Source organism: Sphingomonas pituitosa NBRC 102491 (genome assembly GCF_001598435.1).
GTDB classification, from domain to species: domain Bacteria; phylum Pseudomonadota; class Alphaproteobacteria; order Sphingomonadales; family Sphingomonadaceae; genus Sphingomonas; species Sphingomonas pituitosa.
This window is the reverse complement of sequence record NZ_BCYY01000016.1, coordinates 29958-48913: the sequence shown is the minus strand read 5'-3', so window position 1 is coordinate 48913 and position 18956 is coordinate 29958. Positions and strand designations below refer to the sequence as shown.

At 67.4% G+C, this 18956-nt stretch carries 11 protein-coding genes; 4 read left to right on the top strand and 7 right to left on the bottom strand.

Features of this window, described 5'->3' with window-relative positions:
* Positions 1 to 223: 223 nt before the first annotated feature.
* Together SPI01S_RS13620 and SPI01S_RS13615 are read right to left on the bottom strand one after the other, a co-directional pair.
* Positions 224 to 2047, bottom strand: a complete 1824-nt coding sequence (locus SPI01S_RS13620) for a glycoside hydrolase family 9 protein (protein WP_066723372.1) — start codon at positions 2045 to 2047, stop codon at positions 224 to 226.
* A 12-nt stretch (positions 2048 to 2059) separates the two neighbouring features.
* The gene (locus tag SPI01S_RS13615; protein WP_174539108.1) at positions 2060 to 4216 is read right to left on the bottom strand and encodes an alpha-glucuronidase family glycosyl hydrolase; all 2157 of its coding nucleotides are present in this window, start codon (positions 4214 to 4216) and stop codon (positions 2060 to 2062) included.
* 117 nt (positions 4217 to 4333) lie between these two features.
* Here SPI01S_RS13615 and SPI01S_RS13610 point away from each other — a divergent pair, with 117 nt between their 5' ends.
* Together SPI01S_RS13610 and SPI01S_RS13605 are read left to right on the top strand one after the other, a co-directional pair.
* A complete protein-coding gene (locus SPI01S_RS13610) occupies positions 4334 to 5491 on the top strand; it encodes an endo-1,4-beta-xylanase (protein WP_066723367.1) in 1158 nt (385 codons plus the stop codon).
* A gap of 85 nt (positions 5492 to 5576) precedes the next feature.
* Positions 5577 to 6584 (top strand): P-loop nucleotide/nucleoside kinase family protein, encoded by a 1008-nt coding sequence (locus SPI01S_RS13605; RefSeq protein WP_066723366.1) that lies wholly within the window; start codon positions 5577 to 5579, stop codon positions 6582 to 6584.
* Between the two features lie 33 nt (positions 6585 to 6617).
* On the opposite strand, the gene SPI01S_RS13600 is transcribed toward SPI01S_RS13605, so the two are convergent.
* Positions 6618 to 6968, bottom strand: a complete 351-nt coding sequence (locus SPI01S_RS13600) for an ArsR/SmtB family transcription factor (RefSeq protein WP_066723364.1) — start codon at positions 6966 to 6968, stop codon at positions 6618 to 6620.
* Positions 6969 to 7135: 167 nt separating this feature from the next.
* Here SPI01S_RS13600 and SPI01S_RS13595 point away from each other — a divergent pair, with 167 nt between their 5' ends.
* A complete protein-coding gene (locus SPI01S_RS13595) occupies positions 7136 to 7765 on the top strand; it encodes an alpha-ketoglutarate-dependent dioxygenase AlkB (protein WP_066723361.1) in 630 nt (209 codons plus the stop codon).
* A gap of 21 nt (positions 7766 to 7786) precedes the next feature.
* Here the strand turns inward: SPI01S_RS13595 and SPI01S_RS13590 are convergent, their stop codons facing one another.
* The 3 genes from SPI01S_RS13590 to hemN form a co-directional block, all read right to left on the bottom strand.
* On the bottom strand, positions 7787 to 10318 hold the full coding sequence (locus SPI01S_RS13590; RefSeq protein WP_066723358.1) for a TonB-dependent receptor: 2532 nt from the start codon (positions 10316 to 10318) through the stop codon (positions 7787 to 7789).
* A gap of 355 nt (positions 10319 to 10673) precedes the next feature.
* A complete protein-coding gene (locus SPI01S_RS13585; RefSeq protein WP_066723355.1) occupies positions 10674 to 13988 on the bottom strand; it encodes a trifunctional glycoside hydrolase family 18/polysaccharide deacetylase/glycosyltransferase family 2 protein in 3315 nt (1104 codons plus the stop codon).
* Between the two features lie 123 nt (positions 13989 to 14111).
* On the bottom strand, positions 14112 to 15434 hold the full coding sequence (gene hemN, locus SPI01S_RS13580) for an oxygen-independent coproporphyrinogen III oxidase (protein ID WP_066723352.1): 1323 nt from the start codon (positions 15432 to 15434) through the stop codon (positions 14112 to 14114).
* Positions 15435 to 15526: 92 nt separating this feature from the next.
* On the opposite strand from hemN, the gene SPI01S_RS13575 reads away from it, so the two are divergent.
* Entirely contained in the window at positions 15527 to 15781 is a 255-nt protein-coding gene (locus SPI01S_RS13575; RefSeq protein WP_066723669.1) for a hypothetical protein, read from the top strand.
* Between the two features lie 76 nt (positions 15782 to 15857).
* Here the strand turns inward: SPI01S_RS13575 and SPI01S_RS13570 are convergent, their stop codons facing one another.
* Complete coding sequence (locus SPI01S_RS13570; protein WP_066723344.1) at positions 15858 to 18791, bottom strand: TonB-dependent receptor domain-containing protein; 2934 nt, start codon at positions 18789 to 18791, stop codon at positions 15858 to 15860.
* Positions 18792 to 18956 lie beyond the last annotated feature (165 nt).

The following is an 18956-nucleotide window of genomic DNA, read 5'->3' as shown; positions in this document are numbered from 1 at the left end:
AATGCCGCGAACCCAATATGATCGCAAGTGAGCGATCGCTGGTGCTGGTGTTGGGAGAGCGGTGGAAGCTCCGCTGCCTTTTCAAGGCCCCAGCTTTTCCCCTCGCCGGGTCTTGCCCACCGGCCCGGCTGAGAGAAGCTTCAAGCTAGCCGCCGAGCGGAACGTCCGCAATTGGGCGTAAACGGACACGCCGCCTCTACGAACCAACGAACCGTCCGCCCCCTCAATCATCCATCCAGGCCGCCACCCAGAACAGCGGCGCGTTCCAGTTGATCGCGACTTCGTTCAGCGCATAGGCGTGGATGCTGTCGGCCCAGCAGGTCTGGGCGACGCACTTGCCCTTGAGCTGCATCGCCACCGGATCGCCCATAGCCGTGTCATTCGGCCCGCCCGAGAGCACGCCCGGCGGCGGTCCCGGCAGCTTGGCGTCGAGCGAATGCGCCCAGAAACGATGGTGCGGGTTCTTGAGCGCTCGCACGCCATAGCCGCTGACATAGGACGTCCCCATCGGGTTGCGCCCAAGCAGATAGTCGAGCGCCGAGACGATGCCCGCGCGATACTTTGGCGCGCCGGTGAGGTCGCCCGCTACGCCGAGCACCATCGCCTGGTTCATCAGGTCCCCGTTCGATCCCCAGGGATAGCCCTGCGCCTTGTAGGGGATCGCATAGCCGTTCTGCCGGCGCTCCTCCAGGATGCCGTCCGCCGCCGCGACCAGCGCGGCGCGCAGCTTCTGCACCTCCGCATCGCCCAGCCCGGTCTTCACCGTCGCCAGGGTGATCGTGCCGAGCGGGGCGGTGAAGCTCCAGCCCGGCGCACGCACCGCCTCGCCGAAATGCGGTGAACCGGTCACCGCCTTGCGGAACGCGTCCTCGCCGGTGGTCGCGTAGAGTTCGGCGGCGGCCCAGTAGAACTCGTCGCTGAGGCTCGAATCGCCATAGCCGCCGCTGCCGGTGAAGCTGCTGGTGGCGTAGACCTGGGGGTTGCGCTGCGCCGCGGCCCAGGCCCGCCGTGCGGCGGTGAGGCAGCGCGCGGCAAAGGCGTCGTCCACCCCGCGCCACAGCCGCGCGCACTGCGCCGCCGTCGCTGCCAGGTTGAGCGTCGCCCCGGTCGTCGGCGGATAGAGCAGCCGCTCCTCGCGATCGTCCTGCGGGGGCATGGGCAGCGTCGTCCAGTTGCGGTCGGCGACCTTCTGGTGCGCCATGCCGCCGGCATCGATCTCGGCAAAGGGCGGGAAGCTCGGCTCCCAGGCCGGGCGGCCGGGCTTGGGCGGCCCTAGCGGACCCGAGGGCACCCGCGTGCGCACGCCGTCGGCGATCTGCATCCGCAGCAGGAACTCCATTTCCCAGCGCGCCTCGTCGAGCAGGTCGCTCACGCCGTTGCCGCTTTCGGGAATGCGCAGCGCTCCGTCCGGGAACGCCTTGGGGCGGCGCTCATAGGCGTTGAGCAGCGTCCACAGCGAAATGCCGCCGTTGACCAGATACTTGCCGTGGTCGCCGGCATCGTACCAGCCGCCGGTCACGTCCAGCTTGTAGCCGCAGCCCGTCCAGTCGGTGCCGCGCTCGTCGGCGCCGGAGAAGCAGCCGGCCAACTCGTGCGCGTGCCCCGCCGGGCGTGCCCAGCCCGCCCCGGCGAACTTGGCGTCGATCGGCGTGCCGGCGCGCTGCTGGTAGAAGAAGTTGGCCGCATCGCGCGCCAGCGGCTTGTAGAGCGCGGGCGCGATGGCAAAGGCATCGCTGGTCACCCCGGCGACTGACAGGCGATAGCCCTTCCCCTCGCGGCGAAAGCCCGAAAAGTCGATCCGCTGCACCACCGCGCCCGAACTCGCATCGGCGCCGTAGACAAGCGTCTCGCCCTTGCCGACAGCGTTGCCATCGGCATCGAGCAGCAACCAGGGAAGCGGGTTCGTCCCCGCCCCTCGCAGCACGGCGAGCTTCACGTCGCCGGGCTCGAAGCCGATCTGGTTGAGGTCGATCGCGGCACGCTGCTGCGCCGCTACCGGGCTCGCCAGCACCACGCCGGCGAGCAGCCACGCCATTCCCTTGCCCATCCCGCTCCCCTTTTATTTGCCGTTGCCGGGCGCGTGCGGCGTCCGGATCGCTTCATAATATCCCAGCGGATGCCGCGGGGCCAGATGCCCGGCGGGCAGCGGGCGCTTGGACAGCGACTGCCAATAGGCGATCGAGGCATCGCGCCACCACTGCGCCTCTTCGCGCTGGATGGCGAGGAAGTCGCGCACCTCGGCCCAGCGCCGCGCATCGACCTTGCCTTCCAGCCCGGCCCAACGGCGCTGCAGGTCCGCCACCGTGGCGATGCCGGTGTCGTACTGGCCGATCAGGCTGTCCCACAGCGTAGCGCCCGAGCGCATCCGATAGTCCCACGGCACATGGTGGAACCACAGCAGCAGGCTGTCCGGCACCGTCTTCAGGTCGCCCCAGCGCTTCGCCACCTCCGGCGCGTACTGGCCGAGCGCGTTGGTGCCGCTGGGCGTGCGATCAAAGCCGATGCCGGTCGCATCGGCGCGGTGATAATAGGTCGGGTTCCATTCCGGCCGGGCGAGGTTCGACACCCAGGGCCCCGGCCCGTAATGGTGCCCCGTCGCCATCACATGGCCGAGCCCCAGCGGCGTCATGTAGTTCACCACCGCCTCGCGCGATTCGAGCATCATCGCGACGATGGGTGTGACGACCGCAGGATCGGAACTCCAGGTCAGCCGCACCCAGTCGCGGGCGATATCCGCAGCCTTGGCGTCCGGATCCCAGGCGAGCCGGCCATAGGCGTACCAGTTGGCCTGGTCGAACTGCGACCCGCTCCAGTTGATGTCGGTGCCGATATTGGCCACCCCCGCCATCCCGGTGAGCGCCTTGGGGGCAACCGGTGTTTCCAGGATCTTGGCGACGGCGCTGCCTGCGCGCGGCCGGAAGGTGTCGCTTTCCAGCACCTCCTCCCACATCGTCCCCAGATAGGCGAGGTGCGTGGCGAAGCCGAGATACTCCTTGGTGATCTGCACCTCGAGCATCAGCGGCGTCTTCGGCATCGCGCCGAACAGCGGGTGGAAGGGCTCGCGCGGCTGGAAGTCGATCGCGCCGTTCTTCACCTGGAGCAGCACATTGTCGCGGAATTTGCCGTCCAGCGGCACGAACTCGTCGTTCGCCTGCTTGTGGCGATCGGCGTCGTTATGCTCCGAATAGACGAAGGCGCGCCACATCACCACGCCGCCGTGCGGAGCCAGCGCGTCAGCGAGCATGTTGGCGCCATCGGCATGGCTGCGCTTGTAGTCGGACGGACCGGGCTGGCCTTCCGAATTGGCCTTGACCAGGAAGCCGCCGAAATCGGGGATCACCGCGTAGATCTCGTCCGCCTTGGCCTTCCACCAGGCGCGCACCGCCGGATCAAGCGGATCGGCCGTCTTCAGCCCGCCGATCTCGATCGGGGCGGAGAAGCGCGCGGTCAGGTAGATGCGGATGCCATAGGGGCGGAACACCTCCGCCAGCGCCTTCACCTTCTGGAGGTACGGCGCGGTGAGTATATCGGCATTGGCGTTGACGTTGTTCGGCACCACCGCGTTGATGCCGATCGAGGCATTGGCGCGGGCATAATCGGTGTAGCGCGGGTCCTTGTAGCCGGGCAGCTTCTGCCAGTCCCACAGCGACTGGCCGGCATAGCCGCGCTCCACATAGCGATCGAGATTGTCCCAGTGATCGAGCGCGCGGAGTTGCAGTTTGGGCGCGTCGCGGACATCCAGCGCATCGAGAGACTCGCGCAACTGCACCAGCTTGAGCAGGCGAAAGCTGCCATAGAGCAGCCCGACATCGCTGTTCGCGGCGATCAGCGTCACCCGCGTCCCGCCGATGGTCACCGAGCGGATCAGGAAACCCTCGCGGCCCAGCGGAGCAAGCGGGAGGTCAAGGCCTTTCAGCAGGGGCGCGCCGGCAGTCGCGAGCACCACCCCGCCCTCACCCTGCACGGTGCGGGCGTGTGCGGGCGCCGATCCGATCAGGCCGGCAAGGCCGCGATCCAGCTCTTCCAGCGCGGCACGCACGGTCGGACGGCCGGCCTCTGCCACCACATAGCGAAGCCGGGGCGCGACGCGCCGCACCGTGGCCGCCTCGAGCGGCTGGTAGCGCAGCCACAGATCGTAGCCCGTTTCCGCATGCCCCTGCCCCGCCATGGCAACCGCCATCCAGATGCACAGCAACGCCCGTACTGCCGCCCGCATTGCGTCCTCTCCCGCTCGCGCTCGTTTACGCTGGTTGACGAGCGTGTAGCAGGCCGAGCATGGTATCGCTACCAAGCAAGCGACACCGACAGGTGCGTTCAGGAGAGGACAAGGCCCATGTCCATGCAGGCATTCCCTTTAGATCGGCGTACCCTGCTCGTCGCGGCTGTCGCCAGCGCCGCATTGCCCCTCGCCTCCGGTGCGACCACGTCGATTGCCGGACTCAACACGCTTGCCGGGCAGAAGCGGATGCGGATCGGCTCCGCCTTTGCCTGGAGCCCGCCCGGAGCCGATGCGGGCAGCTTCGCCAACCCGCGCTACGCCGCGCTGCTCCAGCGCGACTGCGGGCTGCTGGTGCCGGAGAACCAGCTGAAATGGCAGGCGGTCCGCCCGGCCGCGGACCGGTTCGACTTCTCCCATTTCGACGCCATGCTCGATTGGGCGGAGGCCCACCGCATGGCCATGCGCGGCCACACGCTGCTGTGGCACAAGACGCAATATTTCCCGCACTGGCTGAACGGTCATGATTTCGGAGCGACACCGCGGCGCGAGGCCGAACGGCTGCTCACCACCCACATCGAAACCGTCTGCAAGCGCTACGGCACGCGGATCGGCAGCTATGACGTGGTCAACGAGACCGTCGACGAGAAGACCGGCGGCCTGCGGGAAACCAGCCTCTCCCGCGCGTTCGGCGGCACGGTGCCGATGCTCGACCACGCCTTCCACGCCGCCCGCGCCGCAGCGCCGCATGCCCAGCTCGTCTACAACGACTATATGAGCTGGGAGCCGGGAAACGAGGCGCACCGCGACGGGGTGCTGCGGCTGCTGGAGGGCTTTCGCAAGCGCGGAGTGCCGGTGGATGCGCTGGGGGTGCAATCGCATATCGAACCGACGCGCGATGCGCCGGCCGGCGTGCTGGCGGCGCGACAGGAGAAGCCCTGGCGCGCCTTTCTCGATGCGGTAACCGGGATGGGATACGACCTGCTGATCACCGAGTTCGACGTTGCCGACCAGCATCTGCCGACCAACATCGCCATGCGCGACCGGCAGGTGGCGGACTATGCGGGCGTCTATCTCGACATCCTGCTGGCCTATCCGCAGCTGCGCGACCTGCTGTTCTGGGGCATGTGCGACCGCTATAGCTGGCTGAAGGGATTCAAGCCGCGGCAGGACGGCAGCATCCCGCGCGTGGCTCCGTATGACTCCGGGTTCCGCCCCAAGCCGCTGCGCGATACGGTTGCCGCGAAATTGATCGCGGCGGCGGCACGACGATGAACCTCGGTACGGTCCCGTTCAGATTTCGGGCGTATAGGATATGCCCGATCGGCTGAGTCGCCGATGGATTGAGGGGAGCAGGGCAATGGCGTCAGCGGCCGCGAAGCGGCACGGACCGGGTGGGGACCTTCCGGTTGCCGGTACGATCGACGTCGCGGCGCTGCACGGCCTCGCCGAAGCGACCGTGCAGGCACATGGGCGGGCGACCGTGACTCCGGCCGGCGCAAGTTTCCGTCAGTTCCTGATGGAACGTGCGCAGACCAGCGCGCAGCGCAGCGCGCTCGCCCTGCAGGGTACCGACATCGAACGTCGTGCACGGGCCGGCAGGGTCCGGCTGCTCGGCGAAGGCATGCCGCTCGATATCCTGTTCGATCTCGCAGGCCCGCTCGCCGCATTGCTTGCGCAGGATCGCGTCACCGACGCCAATATCCTCGCCAATCGTTATCTCGACCTCTCCCCCCAGGGTGCCACCGGCTGGGCGTTGCTGCCGCTGATGCTGTCGCTCCAGACCGGCGACCTGGCGGCCGCCAATCGCCTGCTGGAGCCTGCGGCGCCGCAACTGATCGTGATCGGCGGACTTTCCGGCACCGGCAAGTCCAGCCTCGCGCGACTGCTGGGCGGGCTGTACGGCCGCCACCCCGGCGCACGGGTGCTGCGCTCCGACGTGTTCCGCAAGCGCCTGGCCGGCCTGTTGCCGGAAACGCGACTGCCGCCCGCGCACTATACCCGCCGCAACGATGCCGAGACCTATGAGGCGCTGTTCGAATCGGCGGACGACCACCTCGCCTGCGGGTCCACGGTGATCCTGGACGCGGTGTTCCTCAATCGCAGCGAGCGCGAAGTCGCCGAAGCGCTGGCGCTGCAGGCACGCGTGCCGTTCACCGGAATCTGGCTGGAAGCGCCGGATCGTGACCGCATCGCGCGGGTCACGGCGCGCACGGGCGACGCATCCGATGCCACGGCGGAAGTGGCGCGGGACCAGGCGCGAAAGCCGGTTGGCGATCTGTTCGGCTGGCATCGGATGCGCGCCAACCGCGCCATGGAGTTGATCGTGCCCGCCGCACGGGCGGCGATCGAACGGGCCCGCCGGTAAGCCGTCTTCCGGCCCGTTTCGGCGGGATGCCGCTCAGGCGGTTTCGCTGACCTCGGGCTTGAGCAGCAGGCCGGTCGCGCCGTCATTGGCGCAGAACAGGTCGTTCAGCGCCTCGAGCATGCGGCGTGCCTCCGGACTTGCCAGCGAGTAGAAGATCATCTGCCCGGCACGCCGAGCGGAGACCATGCCCTCGCGGCGAAGCAGGGCAAGTTGCTGGGAGACCGCCGTATCGCGGGCGCCGGTGAGCCGTGCCAATTCCCCCACCGATTTCTCGCCATCCACCAGATGGCAGAGAAGCAGCAGACGGCTGCGGCCGGACAGCGCCTTCAAAAACTGCGACGCGTGGTCGATTACCTCGATCATATCGTTCTTCACGGCGACCATGGCTATGCGTGTATCCTATGCCAAGCAACCCGTCACGCAGCGAAATATCCAGGAAATTCATAAACCTGGATCAATATGACACATCATATATGTGCAGTATTGCTGGCATGTGTCTCTTTTCCGGGAAGTAATTGGGAGCATACCAGCAGTTCGAAGGTTCTTCGCGCATGGCCCAGCGGCAGCCTTATTTGTTCGACCCGCCTGCACCTTCCGGTCTGCGGCTTGGAGAGGCTTTTCTGGACGCCGTCGAGGAATCCGCGGCGATCGACTCGATCGACTCGGACGATCTGTCTCCGTTCCGTTTTCAGGGTTGGATCGGCAACCGGCGGACGACCAGTTATGGCTGGCGCTACGATTTCGAGCAGGGTGGCTTCAGCCCCGCCGCTGCAATGCCGGACTGGCTGGTCCCGCTACGGGATCGGGCGGAAGCGTTTGCACGCCTTGCACCCGGCACGCTCGTCCAGGCGCTTCTGATCCACTATCCCCCCGGCGCCGGGATCGGCTGGCACCGCGATCGCTCCGTGTTCGAGGAAGTGGTGGGGATTTCGCTCGGCGCCGCCGCCACGCTGCGGCTCCGCCGGCGGACGGGCCCGCGCGCGTTCGACCGTGCCGAACGGCTTTTGCCGCCCCGCTCCATCTACCTGCTCTCCGGGGAGGTGCGCCATGGCTGGGAGCACAGCATCGCGCCCATGGCGGAGCCGCGCTGGTCGATCACCTTCCGCGCGCTTTCGGCGCTGGGCCTGCGCCAGACGCAGAACGGCCCGGAAGGGTCTCCCCCTCCGGGCCGCACTGGATGAGAAGCCTGCCGCCGCGGCGGATCAGAACTTCACGGCCACTTCGCCACCGAAGGTACGCGGCGCGTTGAAGTTGCCATAGTCGCCGAGGACGTTGTTGATGTTGCCGGTCGTCACGCTGCTGGTCGGCGAGCCCGGCAGGCTGTTCGACGGATCGCGGCGGAAGATATACTGTTCGTTGAACAGGTTGCGGCCCCACACGCTGAACGTCACGTTCTGCATCGCGCCGACATTGATGTTGGCGAGCGAGATGCGGCCGTTGAAGATCAGCGATGCGTCGTTCTTCGTGGCGAACTGGTCGAAGGCCTGGGTGGCCTGCGAATAGTTGCCATCGAAGTGGAAGCGCAGATCGGCGCCCTTCAGCGGCAGCTCGTAATCGATCGAGCCGCTGGCGGCGTTGCGCGGCGTGAACACGATGTAGAAGTTCTGGTACACGCTGGTCGACGCGGTGCCCGCGGTGGCGGTGATCAGCACCGGCGGGATGCGGGTATAGGTATAGGCATAGGACGCGTTCAGCGTCAGACCCTGCACCGGCTTCACCGTCAGGTCCGCCTCGATGCCGCGGATCTTGGTGTTGCCCGGAGCATTGATGGTGACGAGGTTGTTGAAGCTGCTGCCGTTGAACGGCTGGATCGAGCTGATGTCGACCTGGCTGTCCTTGCGGTCCATGATGTAGCCGGCAAGGTTCAGGCGAGCCTTGTGATCCCAGAAGTCGGTCTTCAGGCCGATTTCATAGGACTTCACGTCTTCCGGATTGAACGCCTGGTAGTTGGCGGTACGCGAGCTGGCGCCGCCGGCGCGGTAGCCGGTCGCGTACTTGGCATAAGCGTGCACCGAGTCGCTCACGTCATAGGCGAGCGTGACCATCGGATTGAAGCGATCCCAGCTCTTGTCGAGCGGCTTGTACCCCGCGTTCGCAGCCGCCGTGGTGTTCACGTCGTAGTTCACGTTGCGCGAGAAGTGCAGCACGCCACGCTTCTTGTCGTGGGTGTAGCGGCCGCCCACGGTGAGGTGCAGCACGTCGGTCGCGTTCCAGGTCACCTGGCCATAGGCGGAGTAGCTCTTCGACCAGACTTCCGAGGCGCGATCGATCGAGCGGCAGCCCGGCTGCGAACCGAAGCCGGCCGAGCCGGTGCACGGATCGAGGATCACATAGTTGTAGCCGGTAACTTGGCCCGCCGTGTTGGTCAGCGCGACGATGCCGTTCGAGTTCGGCGTCGCCGCGTCGTCGCTGACGTGCTCGTTGAAATAGTAGAGGCCGGCAACGTAATCGAACTGGCCGACGGTGCCGACCGCCTGGAGTTCCTGGCTGAACTGGTTCTGGCGCAGGTCGGCGAGGCTGTAGCGGCTGAAGGCGCAGGGCGCGGCCGCGGTGCAGCTGGTGGTCACGCTGCCGATCGCGGGCGTGTTAACAACCGGCACGCGGTGCGCACCGCCCGAATTGTCCCACTGGGTGGCGGTCACGCCGCGCCATGCGGTGATCGAGCGGATCTCGACTTCCGGGCTCACCTTCCACTTCAGGCTGTTGGTGAAGCCATGGGTCTTGTCGATGCTCGGCTGCTGCGGCACGCCGATATCGGCGGTCTTCATCCGGCTGGAACCGTTGACGACGACGCCCGGCATCAGCGGCTTCACCGTGCCGGTAAGCGCGGTGTACTGGGTGCCCGGCAGGGTGCAGGCGGGCACGGCGGCCTGGGCGCCGGCGACGCAGCCGTTCGGGTTGTAGTTCAGCAGCTGGCTGTAGAACGGCGTGTTCGCGTCATAGCCATTGTCGTAGCTGAAATCGTTGGTGAGGCCATCGATCGGCTTCCAGCGGACCGCGGCGCGGAAGCCGTGGCGGTCATAGTAATTCCAGCCGGACTGGCCCGCGAGCGGGTTCTTGGTGGTCGCGTCCTGATGCTGGATCACGCCGTCCAGCTTCAGCGCGAAGTTCTTGTATTCCGGCAGGTCGAGATGCGCATCGACATTGTAGCCGCCGTAGTTGGCGATGCCGGCGTTGACGCGGCCGGCGAACTCGCCGCTCGGTGCGCGGCTGACGAGGCTGAGCGCGCCGCCTTCGGTGTTGCGGCCGAACAGCGTGCCCTGCGGGCCCTTCAGCACTTCGACACGCTCGAGATCGAACAGCGCGGCGTTCAGGCCGTGCTGGCGGCCGAGATAGACGCCGTCGACATAGATGCCGACGCCCTGTTCGCGGGCGGGCTGGTTGGCGTCGAGCGGCACGATGCCGCGGATGCCGACGGTCAGCGCCGACTGGCGGGCTTCGAAAGTAGCGACACGCAGGCTGGGCACGGCGCCGTCGGCAAGGTCGTACAGGCTCTGGACGTGCCGGTCCTTCAGGGCGGCATCGCTCAGCACGCTGATCGAGATCGGCGTCTGCTGCAGGTTGGTTTCGCGCTTCTGCGCAGTGACGACGATATCGGCCAGGCCTTCGGGCTCCGCAGCAGCAGTCGCCGCGGTCGTGTCGGTCTGGGCCTGGGCAAAGGCCGGCGCGGCTGCCAGCGCCAGCACGGTTGCGCCCGCGAGCAGCGAGAGGCGGAAGGTCGAACGGTCGGACATGGAGTTGTTTTCCCCGAGGCAGAGTCTGTTTGGTTCGGGGGCGCCCTAGGCAGGCGATTTGGCAGGATTGTTACATCCGGCGCAGCATTCATGACACTACGGCGTCATGTTCGCTTCATCTTCGCTGAAAACTCACGTAAATCGGCCGACAACACCGGTGCGACACTGCATTCGACGCTGGTTAATGTGCCAAATTGCGCCGGGTTCCACGCCGAAATTCGGCCGCCGGTGCAAAATTATCACAGCCGGCTTGGTACAATCCATGCGCGTTTCATCGTCCCCTTAAGAAAGCCGCCCGCTGTGCAGAGGCGAAGCGGGCGGCGAAGGCTTGTTCACGATGGGTACGCGACGGGTTTCACTCTGCCGCGGCGGCCTGCCCCCCGCCGACTCGACCGGTGCGCTCCAGCTTGCCCCAGCCGACGAACCAGCCGCCGAGCGCCGAGCTGATCGCGCGCAGCACGACCCAGTACATCAGCTGGCGATAGACAAATCGCTGCGCCACCAGCAGCAGTGCCGGATAGCGGATGCGCCGGCTGTTGAGCCGGTAGGCAACCCAGCCACAGCCCACGTCGATTGCGGTGAAGGCGACCCAATAGATCGCCATGGTGCCGACATCGGCGCGCGTCTGCTCCCAGCCATGCTGCGCGATCCGGACGCCGGTGGCGAAGATCGCGGAGACGAGCGCCAGGTCGATCAGCGGCGAGATCGCGGCGAAGATGATCTGGAACACCCAGGCCTGGGGCAGCCCGATCCAGGCGAGGCCGCGCGCGTTCCGGTCGCGGTACAGGCCGCGATGCTTCCAAAGACACTGGAGGGTACCGAATGCCCAGCGATAACGCTGCTTGGCCAGCGCTCTGAAGCTCTCCGGCGCCTCGGTCCAGGCGACCGCATCGGGATCATAGGTGACGCGCCAGCCGGCGCGCTGGATGGCGATGGTGAGGTCCTGGTCCTCGGCCAGCGTATCTTCGGGATAGCCGCCCACCGCGTCGAGCGCAGCGCGCCGCCACGCACCGACCGCGCCGGGCACCACGGTGATCGCGTTGAACCCGGCCAGCGCGCGCCGCTCGAGATTCTGCGCCGTGATATATTCCACCGCCTGCCAGCGGGTGACGAGGTTTACGCGGTTGCCCACCTGCGCGCTGCCCGCCACCGCGCCGATCTTGTCGTCGGCGAACCACCGCGCCAGGCGGCCGATCGTTTCCGGCTCGAACTGGGTATCGGCGTCGAGCGCGATGATCACATCCCCCTTCGCCTGCTGCAGCGCCCGGTTGAGCGCCGCCGCCTTGCCGCCATTGGCCAGGGTCAGCAGCGTGACGCGCGGATCGTCGCCGAACGCCGCCGCCACGATTTCGCTGGTGCGGTCCTTCGATCCGTCGTCGGCGACGATCAGCTCAATCGCCGGATAGTCGCTGGCGAGCACACGCCGCACCGAGGACTCGATCACCCGCTCCTCGTTATAGGCGGGGATGATGACGGATACGCTGGGGGTGAACACCGGCGGCTCCCCGCGTTCGCGCAGCCGCTGGCGCAGCGCGAGGCCGGCCAGGATCAGCGCGCGGGCGATGCCGAGCGTGATGGCGATAAAGAACATCCAGCGCAGCCCGGATGCAACCGCCGCGAGCGCCACGAAGATCGCGACGTCCGCCCGCACCGCCAGCAGGTCGCTGCCGCGGATCGGCGGCATCACGGCGTCGTAGGAAAGCCCCGCCAGCTTGGAGACCGGCACGAAGGTATAGCCGCGCGCCCGCAGCTCGCGGATGATGATCGGCAGCGCCTCGATGGTCTGCTCGCGATTGCCGCCGCCGTCGTGGAGGAGCACGACGTTGGTCGAATGGTCCGGCGCGGCGCCCGCCACGTCGTTCAGCACGCCCTGCACAATCGCGTCGACGCCGGGCCGCTTCCAGTCGTCCGGATCGACGTGGAGGCCGACGACCGTATAGCCCTGCTTCTGCGCCACGACCGCCGGATCGAGTTCGTCCGGCGTCGTCGGCTCGGCGTCTCCGAAATAGGGCGCGCGGAACAGCCGCATGCCGCGGCCGGTATAGGCCTGCACCAGCCGCTGCGTGGCGTTGAGTTCCAGCGCGGTGCTCGCAGCCGAGGTGGTGGCGAGATTGGGGTGGGTATAGGTATGGTTGCCCAGCTCATGCCCCTCGGCCACCAGCCGGCGCAGCAGCAGCGGGTGCTGCAGCCCGTTCTCGCCGATGATGAAGAAGGTCGCGGGCACATGCTCGGCCTTGAGGATGTCGAGAATGCGCGGGGTGTAGGTGGGATCGGGGCCGTCGTCGAAGGTCAGCGCGATCTCGTTCTTCGAGGCGCCGGTGCGCATCACCACATAGGGCGTCGGCAGCACGGGATATTGCACGTCGCGGATCATGTTCGCGGCATCGAAGCTGATCGTGCGCTGGCCGACCGTCGGCGTCGAGGTGACGCGCAGGATCTCGCCCGGCCCCTCCACGTCGACATTGGTCGCGGGCACGATGCGGCTCAGGTCCGGCCGGCCGCCATGGCGATAGGCGAGCAGCGCGGTCCACACGCCCGCATCCTCGGTGCCGAGCCGCCACAGCGCGACGCTGCCCACGCCGGCGGCGCGCACTGCCTGCAGCTGGTTCCAGGTCGCGGTGGCGTCGACCATCCAGATTTCGTGGTGCTTGCCGTCCTCGTCATAGGCGAAGGCGCTGTTGCCGCTGGTCTTGTCGAAGGTGACCTTGGCATCGCTGTCGCGCGCCGCCGACCACGCCTCTTCGATGCTCAGCGCGTCGGTGCCGTCGCCGTGATAATCATAGGCATAGCTGGCCAGCGCGACGATCAGCTTGTCGGCGCCCACCTTCGCCACGGCATGGCGCAGCTCGTCGACGAACCAGGGCTGCGACGCGATCGGCCCGGCGGTGCCGCCCTGCCAATGCTCGTCATAGTCCATTAGGATCACCCGATCGGTGACCGCGGCAAACCGCTTGAGGTCCCAGTTGCCATCGCCCGCCGGTACCGTGACCGCGAGCAGCTTGTCCTTCGGCATCGCCTTGTTGATCTGGTCGAGCAGCTGCGCATAGCCGGACAGCGACGCCGGCTGCAGGCTCTCGAAATCCATCACCAGCCCGGACAGGTTGCGCGCCTTGACCATCGCGGCCAGGTCGCGCGCCAGCTTCGCCCGGGCCGCCGGGCTCGCCATCAGGCGGGCGGAGCCGGCGGTGTCCCAGGCTTCGTCGGACACGTTCTGCACCATCGGCAGCACCCGCGGCGGACGACGGGCGCCGGCGACGATGCTCGCGAACTTCGCATCGTCCAGCACCTGCATCGCATGGCCGGGCCCGGTCACGGAGACGAGCGCGGGCACCACCCAGTCGAGATCGCCGATGTTGCGGCGAAGCGAGTCGGCGCTCGCCTGGTCCCAGGGCACGTAGAAACCCACGGTGAGCGGCGCGCCCGGCCGCTTGGCAGCGCCGCCGGGCAGCCAGCGCTGCGCACGCGACTGGCCGCGTGCGCTCAGCGAACGCAGCGCCGCCGGCTTGGCATTCTCCCAGCGGACCGGCAGGTCCTGCGCGGGGGGAACATTGACGATGGTGGCGGCGAACACGACCGCGGCGATCAGCACGCCGCCGATCAGCGCCACTACCGTGCGCATCGTCCAGCGCTTGCGGCTGCCGGTGGGATCAAAGAAAACGGGACGCGACATCGGTGCTCTTTCGAACCGCGCAAAACAAAGACCCCGGCGCGTGTCGGGCCGGCGCCTTATAAGACCCTCGATTAACCGAAGCTATACACCGAAGGCTGGGTATCTTCCCTGAGATCGGATGGATCACACCGCGCTGCTGAAGCGCGTTGCCGCGGGGCCGCGATACTGGTCGACGGCGCTGGCGATCACCCGCGCATAGGGCAGCGCCTCCGGGGCGAGCAGCAGCACGCTGCCTTCCCAGCGCACCAGGTCCAGCGCGGCGAACCGGGCAAGCCGCAGCGCGATCGCCGCGCGGCCGGAGATGCCCGCCAGATCGGCCTGGCCCTGGCAGAGCAGTTCCTCGATCGCCGCCGCGCGCCACTGATCGTCGCTGGAGCGCCGCACCCCGCGCGCAGCCGCCAACCGGCCGGAGGAAACCGCCATGTGCCACCGCCCGGCATTCTTCTCGTTCTGCACGAGCAGGTCCGGAAACTGGCTGATCGCACTCGCCCCCAGGCCGATCAGCACCTCGGCCTCGTCCTCGGTGAACCCCTGGAAGTTGCGCCGCAACCGCCCCTCGCGCGCGGCGACGGCGATGGCATCGCCGGGCCGGGCGAAATGATCGAAGCCGATCGGATCATAGCCGGCGCCCAGCAGCGCAGCATGCGCCAGCGCAGCCTGGCCGAAGCGCGCGGCGGCATCCGGGAGCGCCGTCGCATCGATCCGGCGCTGGCGCGGGATCAGGTGCGGCACATGGGCATAGCCGAACACCGCCAGGCGATCGGCACCCATCGCCACGCTTTCGCCGATCGATGCGGCAAGCGCCTCGTCCGTCTGCCCGGGCAGGCCGTACATCAGGTCGAAATTGATCGATTCGATACCGGCGCCGCGCAGCAGGTCGACGGTGGCGGCGATGTCCTCGCGCGGCTGCACCCGGCCGATCGCCGCCTGCAGGCCCGCATCGAAGGTCTGCACGCCCAGGCTGGCGCGGGAAACGCCTGCCTTCGCCATCGCCTCCGCCCAGGCGGCATCGAAACCGCGCGGATCCACTTCTACCGAAAGCACCGGTGCCGCCGCGCCGAACGCGGCCTTTGCGTGCTCTGCGAGACGAGCGAAGGCCTCCGGCGCGATGGCATTGGGGCTGCCGCCGCCGAACGCGATCCGCCCGATCCGGCCGCGACCGCCGAGGCGCCGGGCGACCGCTTCTATCTCCTCCGACAGCCGCAGGAGATAGGCGTCGAGCCGCGCGGTGCGGTTGGCCGCCCCGGTGTTGCAGCCGCAATACCAGCAGATCTCGCGGCAGAACGGAATGTGGAGATAGAGCGAGAGCTCGGTCTCCGGCCCCACCCGCTCCAGCGCCGCCGCCATGTCCGCCGGCCCCACCCCCTCGCCGAATTCGGCGGCGGTGGGATAGCTGGTGTAACGCGGCACGGGCGTGGCGAGCAGATCGGGATGATAGGTCCACATGATCCCGCCGCATGGACCGCAGGGATGCGCGCGTCGCCTGGGAATATCCCGTATCCTTGCCGCTCGCGGCGGACCGGCCTAGGCGCGGCGTCATGCAACTCGACGATCAGCTAGTCCGCTATTTCGGCACCGCCGACCTCGGCGCCCTCACCCCGCCCGCGCTCGCCTCGGGAATCGAACGGATGAAGGTCGATCTCGGCCTGGAAACCGATCGCGCCCGCCGCTTTGCGCTCTGGGCGCTCCTCTTCATGCTCGGCAACGCGCCCGATCTCGACGTCACCTTCGAGGACGAGGCCGATCGCGAAGCCGCCCGCAACTTCATGGACCTGTCCGACCAGCAGGACTGAGCCCCGACAAAAAAGCGGCGGGCCTTTCGGCCCGCCGCTTCAGGTGTTGGGAGACATTTATGTTTTAGGGAATGCGTCAGAAGGTGAGGCGCGCACCCAGCGTGTAGGACCGGCCGATCGGATCGTAGATCGTCGGGAAGGTGTTGCCGCTGTTGTAGGCCGTGCCACCCACGCCCGAACCCACCAGCGGCGGATCCTTGTCGAGCAGGTTATTCATGGTGAAGTTCAGGCTGAGGTTCTTGGTCGGGCGCACGCCGAACGACAGGTCGAAATAGTTGTAGGCGGGAATGCGGGCGAAACGCGGCAGGATGCTGCCGATCGGATCCTCCAGGCTGACATGGCTGATGTGGGTCCACAGCAGCGAGACGTCGAAGTCCGGGCGATCATAGGTCAGGCGACCGTTCCAGCGCAGCTTCGCGCGCGGATTGGTGCAGCCGCCCGCGCTGTACCGGCCGGTGCAGTTGCGGTCGATCGAGTTCGGGTTCGCCTGGAAGCGGTAATAGTCCAGATAGGTGCCGTTGAAGCCGACCGAGATCGCGCCGCTGTCCTGGATGCCGATGTCGTTCAGCAGCACGCGCTGGTTGACGCCGAGATCGATACCCGCGGTGCGGATCCGACCCAGGTTCGAATAGGTCAGGATCACGCCCGGGGTTTCGCCGGCGCCGTTCAGCGTGCCGGTCAGCGGGTTACGCTGGATCAGCGCGCAGAACGCGTTGTTCGAGAAGCTGGGGTTCAGCGTCGCCGAATAGCAGCCGTTCAGGATGTCCGCCTGCGCCGGCTGGGTGATCGCGTTCGACACGTCGATGCGGAAATAGTCGACGGTCGCGGAGAAGCCCTTCAGGAAGGTGGGCGTGAACACGCCGCCCAGGGTGAGGGTCTTCGCCTTTTCCACGTCGAGGTTGCGGTTGCCTGCGGTGGTGTTGTTGATCTGGCCCGAGCTCGGCTGGGCGATCGAACCGATCGTGCCGGCCGGCGCGCCGGTGGCGACGCAGAGCGCGGCCAGCGGTGCGTTGCTCAGCACGCCGGTGCCGGCGCAGACGTCGCGCGTCAGGTTGCCCAGGCCCTGGACGGGCGACTGGAACAGTTCCTGGATGTTGGGCGAGCGCACCGCCACCTGATAGGTGCCGCGGAACTTGAAGCCCTGCACCGGCTCCCAGGTGCCGCCGGCCTTCCACGTCGTGCTGCCGCCGGTGGTGGTGTAGTCGGAATAGCGGATGCCCGCTTCCGCCGTCAGCTTGTAGATGAACGGCTGGTTCTCGACGAGCGGCGCGATCAATTCGCCGAACACTTCCTTCACGCTGTAGCGGCCCGTGTCCGGCGGCGTACGCGCGCCGGTGCCGAGCACTTCGCCCTGCACCTGCGAGGGGCCGTCCGGCTGGCTGGCGGCCGTGATCTTGCGATATTCGGCGCCCACCGCGAACGCGATCTTGCTGGCAGCCAGCGGCGAGGTGAACAGGTCGCCCGAGACGCTGCCGGTGACGACGGTCTGGCGCACCTTGCGGTTGATGATGGCGTCGAGATTGACGAACGCCGCCTGCGCCGACGTGATCGAGCCGTTTGGACCGAACAGGTTGAGCGGGACGCAGCCGTTGGCGCTGTCGACGCAGCGGATCGTGCCGCTCGCGTCGCGATAGGCGCGCAGGGCCTGCTGGACCTTGCTGAACGAGCCCCAGCGCTGGCGCGTCTGGTTCTGGGTCGTCTCGCCATATTGCGCGGACACATCGTACTTCAGGCCCGTGGTGATTTCACCGCGGAAGCCGCCCTGCACCTGGAACATCTGCGATTCGAACAGGTTGCCGCGCGGGCCGAACTCGGTGAAGCGGCGCTGCGCAACCACCGGGATCTCGCGATAGCCGGCCGTGCCCGGGCCGCCCTGCACGGCCGCCGCCGTGGCGCAGTCCGCCGCCGAGATCCTGCTCGCGGTGCAGAGCTGGTTGCGGATGCCGGTCGTCAGATAGGGGTTGTTCAGGCCCAGCTGATAGGTGTTGTTGAACGTGCCCGAGGATGCGAGCTGGGTCGCGATCTGGTTCCGCGTGAACATCGCCGAACCGTAGAATTCGATCGCGTCGGTGATCTTGTAATAGCCCGCCGAATAGGCGTTGATGCGGTCGAGCGGCGTCTGGAAATAGGTGCCGATGTTGGTGTTGTAGGTGTCGTTCGCGGTCGCGGACTGGAGCAGGCCGGTCGTCGGGTTGACCACGGCGCCGAAGTCGCTGGGGCCGAGGCCGAGCGCGGTCAGGCCGGGCGAGCCGAAGATCGTCACGGCCGCGGTGCTCGAGCCGGCGAAGGCCCCGGTGGTGGAGCTGATCGGCACTTCGCTGATCTTGCGATCGATGTGAAGCAGCGGATCGGCCTTGGTATAGCCCACCGCCAGCACGACGTTGCCGCGGCCATCGGCGAAGTTGCCGCCGACGACGAGATCGGCCTTGAAGCGCTGGCTGTCGCCGCGTTCGGACACGCGGTAGCTCGCCGACGCGTCGATGCCGGAGAAGTCGCGACGGGTGATGAAGTTGACGACGCCGGCCACGGCGTCCGCGCCATAGGTGGAGGAGGCGCCGCCGGTGAACACTTCCACGCGCTGCAGCAGGGCAACGGGGATGTTGTTGGTGTCGGTCAGGCCGTCCAGGCCATAGGGCACGAGGCGGCGGCCATCCAGCAGCACCAGGGTGCGCTGCTCGCCGATGCCGCGCAGGTTGAGCGTCGAGGAACCGTCGGAGCCGTTGTTCACGCCCGCGCCGATCGACGGGCGGATCGCCGGCAGGTTGCGCAGCAGGTCATCCGCGGTGCCCGGCTGGCGGAACGTGATTTCCTGCTGGCTGATGACGTTGACCGGGCTGGCCAGTTCGAGATCCGGGCGCGAAATGCGGGTGCCGGTGACGACGATTTCGCTGCCGCTTTCGGCCTGGGCTTCGGGCTCGGGGACGCTTTGTTGCTGGGCATAGGCAGGCGCCGCAATGCCGGCGACCAGCATGGTCGACGCGAGCAGACAGGTTCTGAACGTGGACGTCATGGATTTTCCCTTTTCCCGGAACATTTTCCGTAGTCGACGCAACTTTCGTGCGCCTTCACATTCGCCCATGTCTGCACGAACTACGGGCAATGGCAACGCGACAGACACGCCCGGAAACAAAATGTCACGACACTGTTGCCGAATTGCAATGGTGGAAAGCAAGTT

What these genes read in the sequence shown, in the direction of transcription:
- SPI01S_RS13615 (WP_174539108.1), bottom strand. Translation starts at nt 4,216, where the DNA reads ATGCGGGCGGCAGTACGGGCGTTGCTGTGCATCTGGATGGCGGTTGCC.
- SPI01S_RS13620 (WP_066723372.1), bottom strand. Translation starts at nt 2,047, where the DNA reads ATGGGCAAGGGAATGGCGTGGCTGCTCGCCGGCGTGGTGCTGGCGAGC.
- SPI01S_RS13605 (WP_066723366.1), top strand. Translation starts at nt 5,577, where the DNA reads ATGGCGTCAGCGGCCGCGAAGCGGCACGGACCGGGTGGGGACCTTCCG.
- hemN (WP_066723352.1), bottom strand. Translation starts at nt 15,434, where the DNA reads ATGTGGACCTATCATCCCGATCTGCTCGCCACGCCCGTGCCGCGTTAC.
- SPI01S_RS13610 (WP_066723367.1), top strand. Translation starts at nt 4,334, where the DNA reads ATGTCCATGCAGGCATTCCCTTTAGATCGGCGTACCCTGCTCGTCGCG.
- SPI01S_RS13585 (WP_066723355.1), bottom strand. Translation starts at nt 13,988, where the DNA reads ATGTCGCGTCCCGTTTTCTTTGATCCCACCGGCAGCCGCAAGCGCTGG.
- SPI01S_RS13570 (WP_066723344.1), bottom strand. Translation starts at nt 18,791, where the DNA reads ATGACGTCCACGTTCAGAACCTGTCTGCTCGCGTCGACCATGCTGGTC.
- SPI01S_RS13595 (WP_066723361.1), top strand. Translation starts at nt 7,136, where the DNA reads ATGGCCCAGCGGCAGCCTTATTTGTTCGACCCGCCTGCACCTTCCGGT.
- SPI01S_RS13575 (WP_066723669.1), top strand. Translation starts at nt 15,527, where the DNA reads ATGCAACTCGACGATCAGCTAGTCCGCTATTTCGGCACCGCCGACCTC.
- SPI01S_RS13600 (WP_066723364.1), bottom strand. Translation starts at nt 6,968, where the DNA reads ATGGTCGCCGTGAAGAACGATATGATCGAGGTAATCGACCACGCGTCG.
- SPI01S_RS13590 (WP_066723358.1), bottom strand. Translation starts at nt 10,318, where the DNA reads ATGTCCGACCGTTCGACCTTCCGCCTCTCGCTGCTCGCGGGCGCAACC.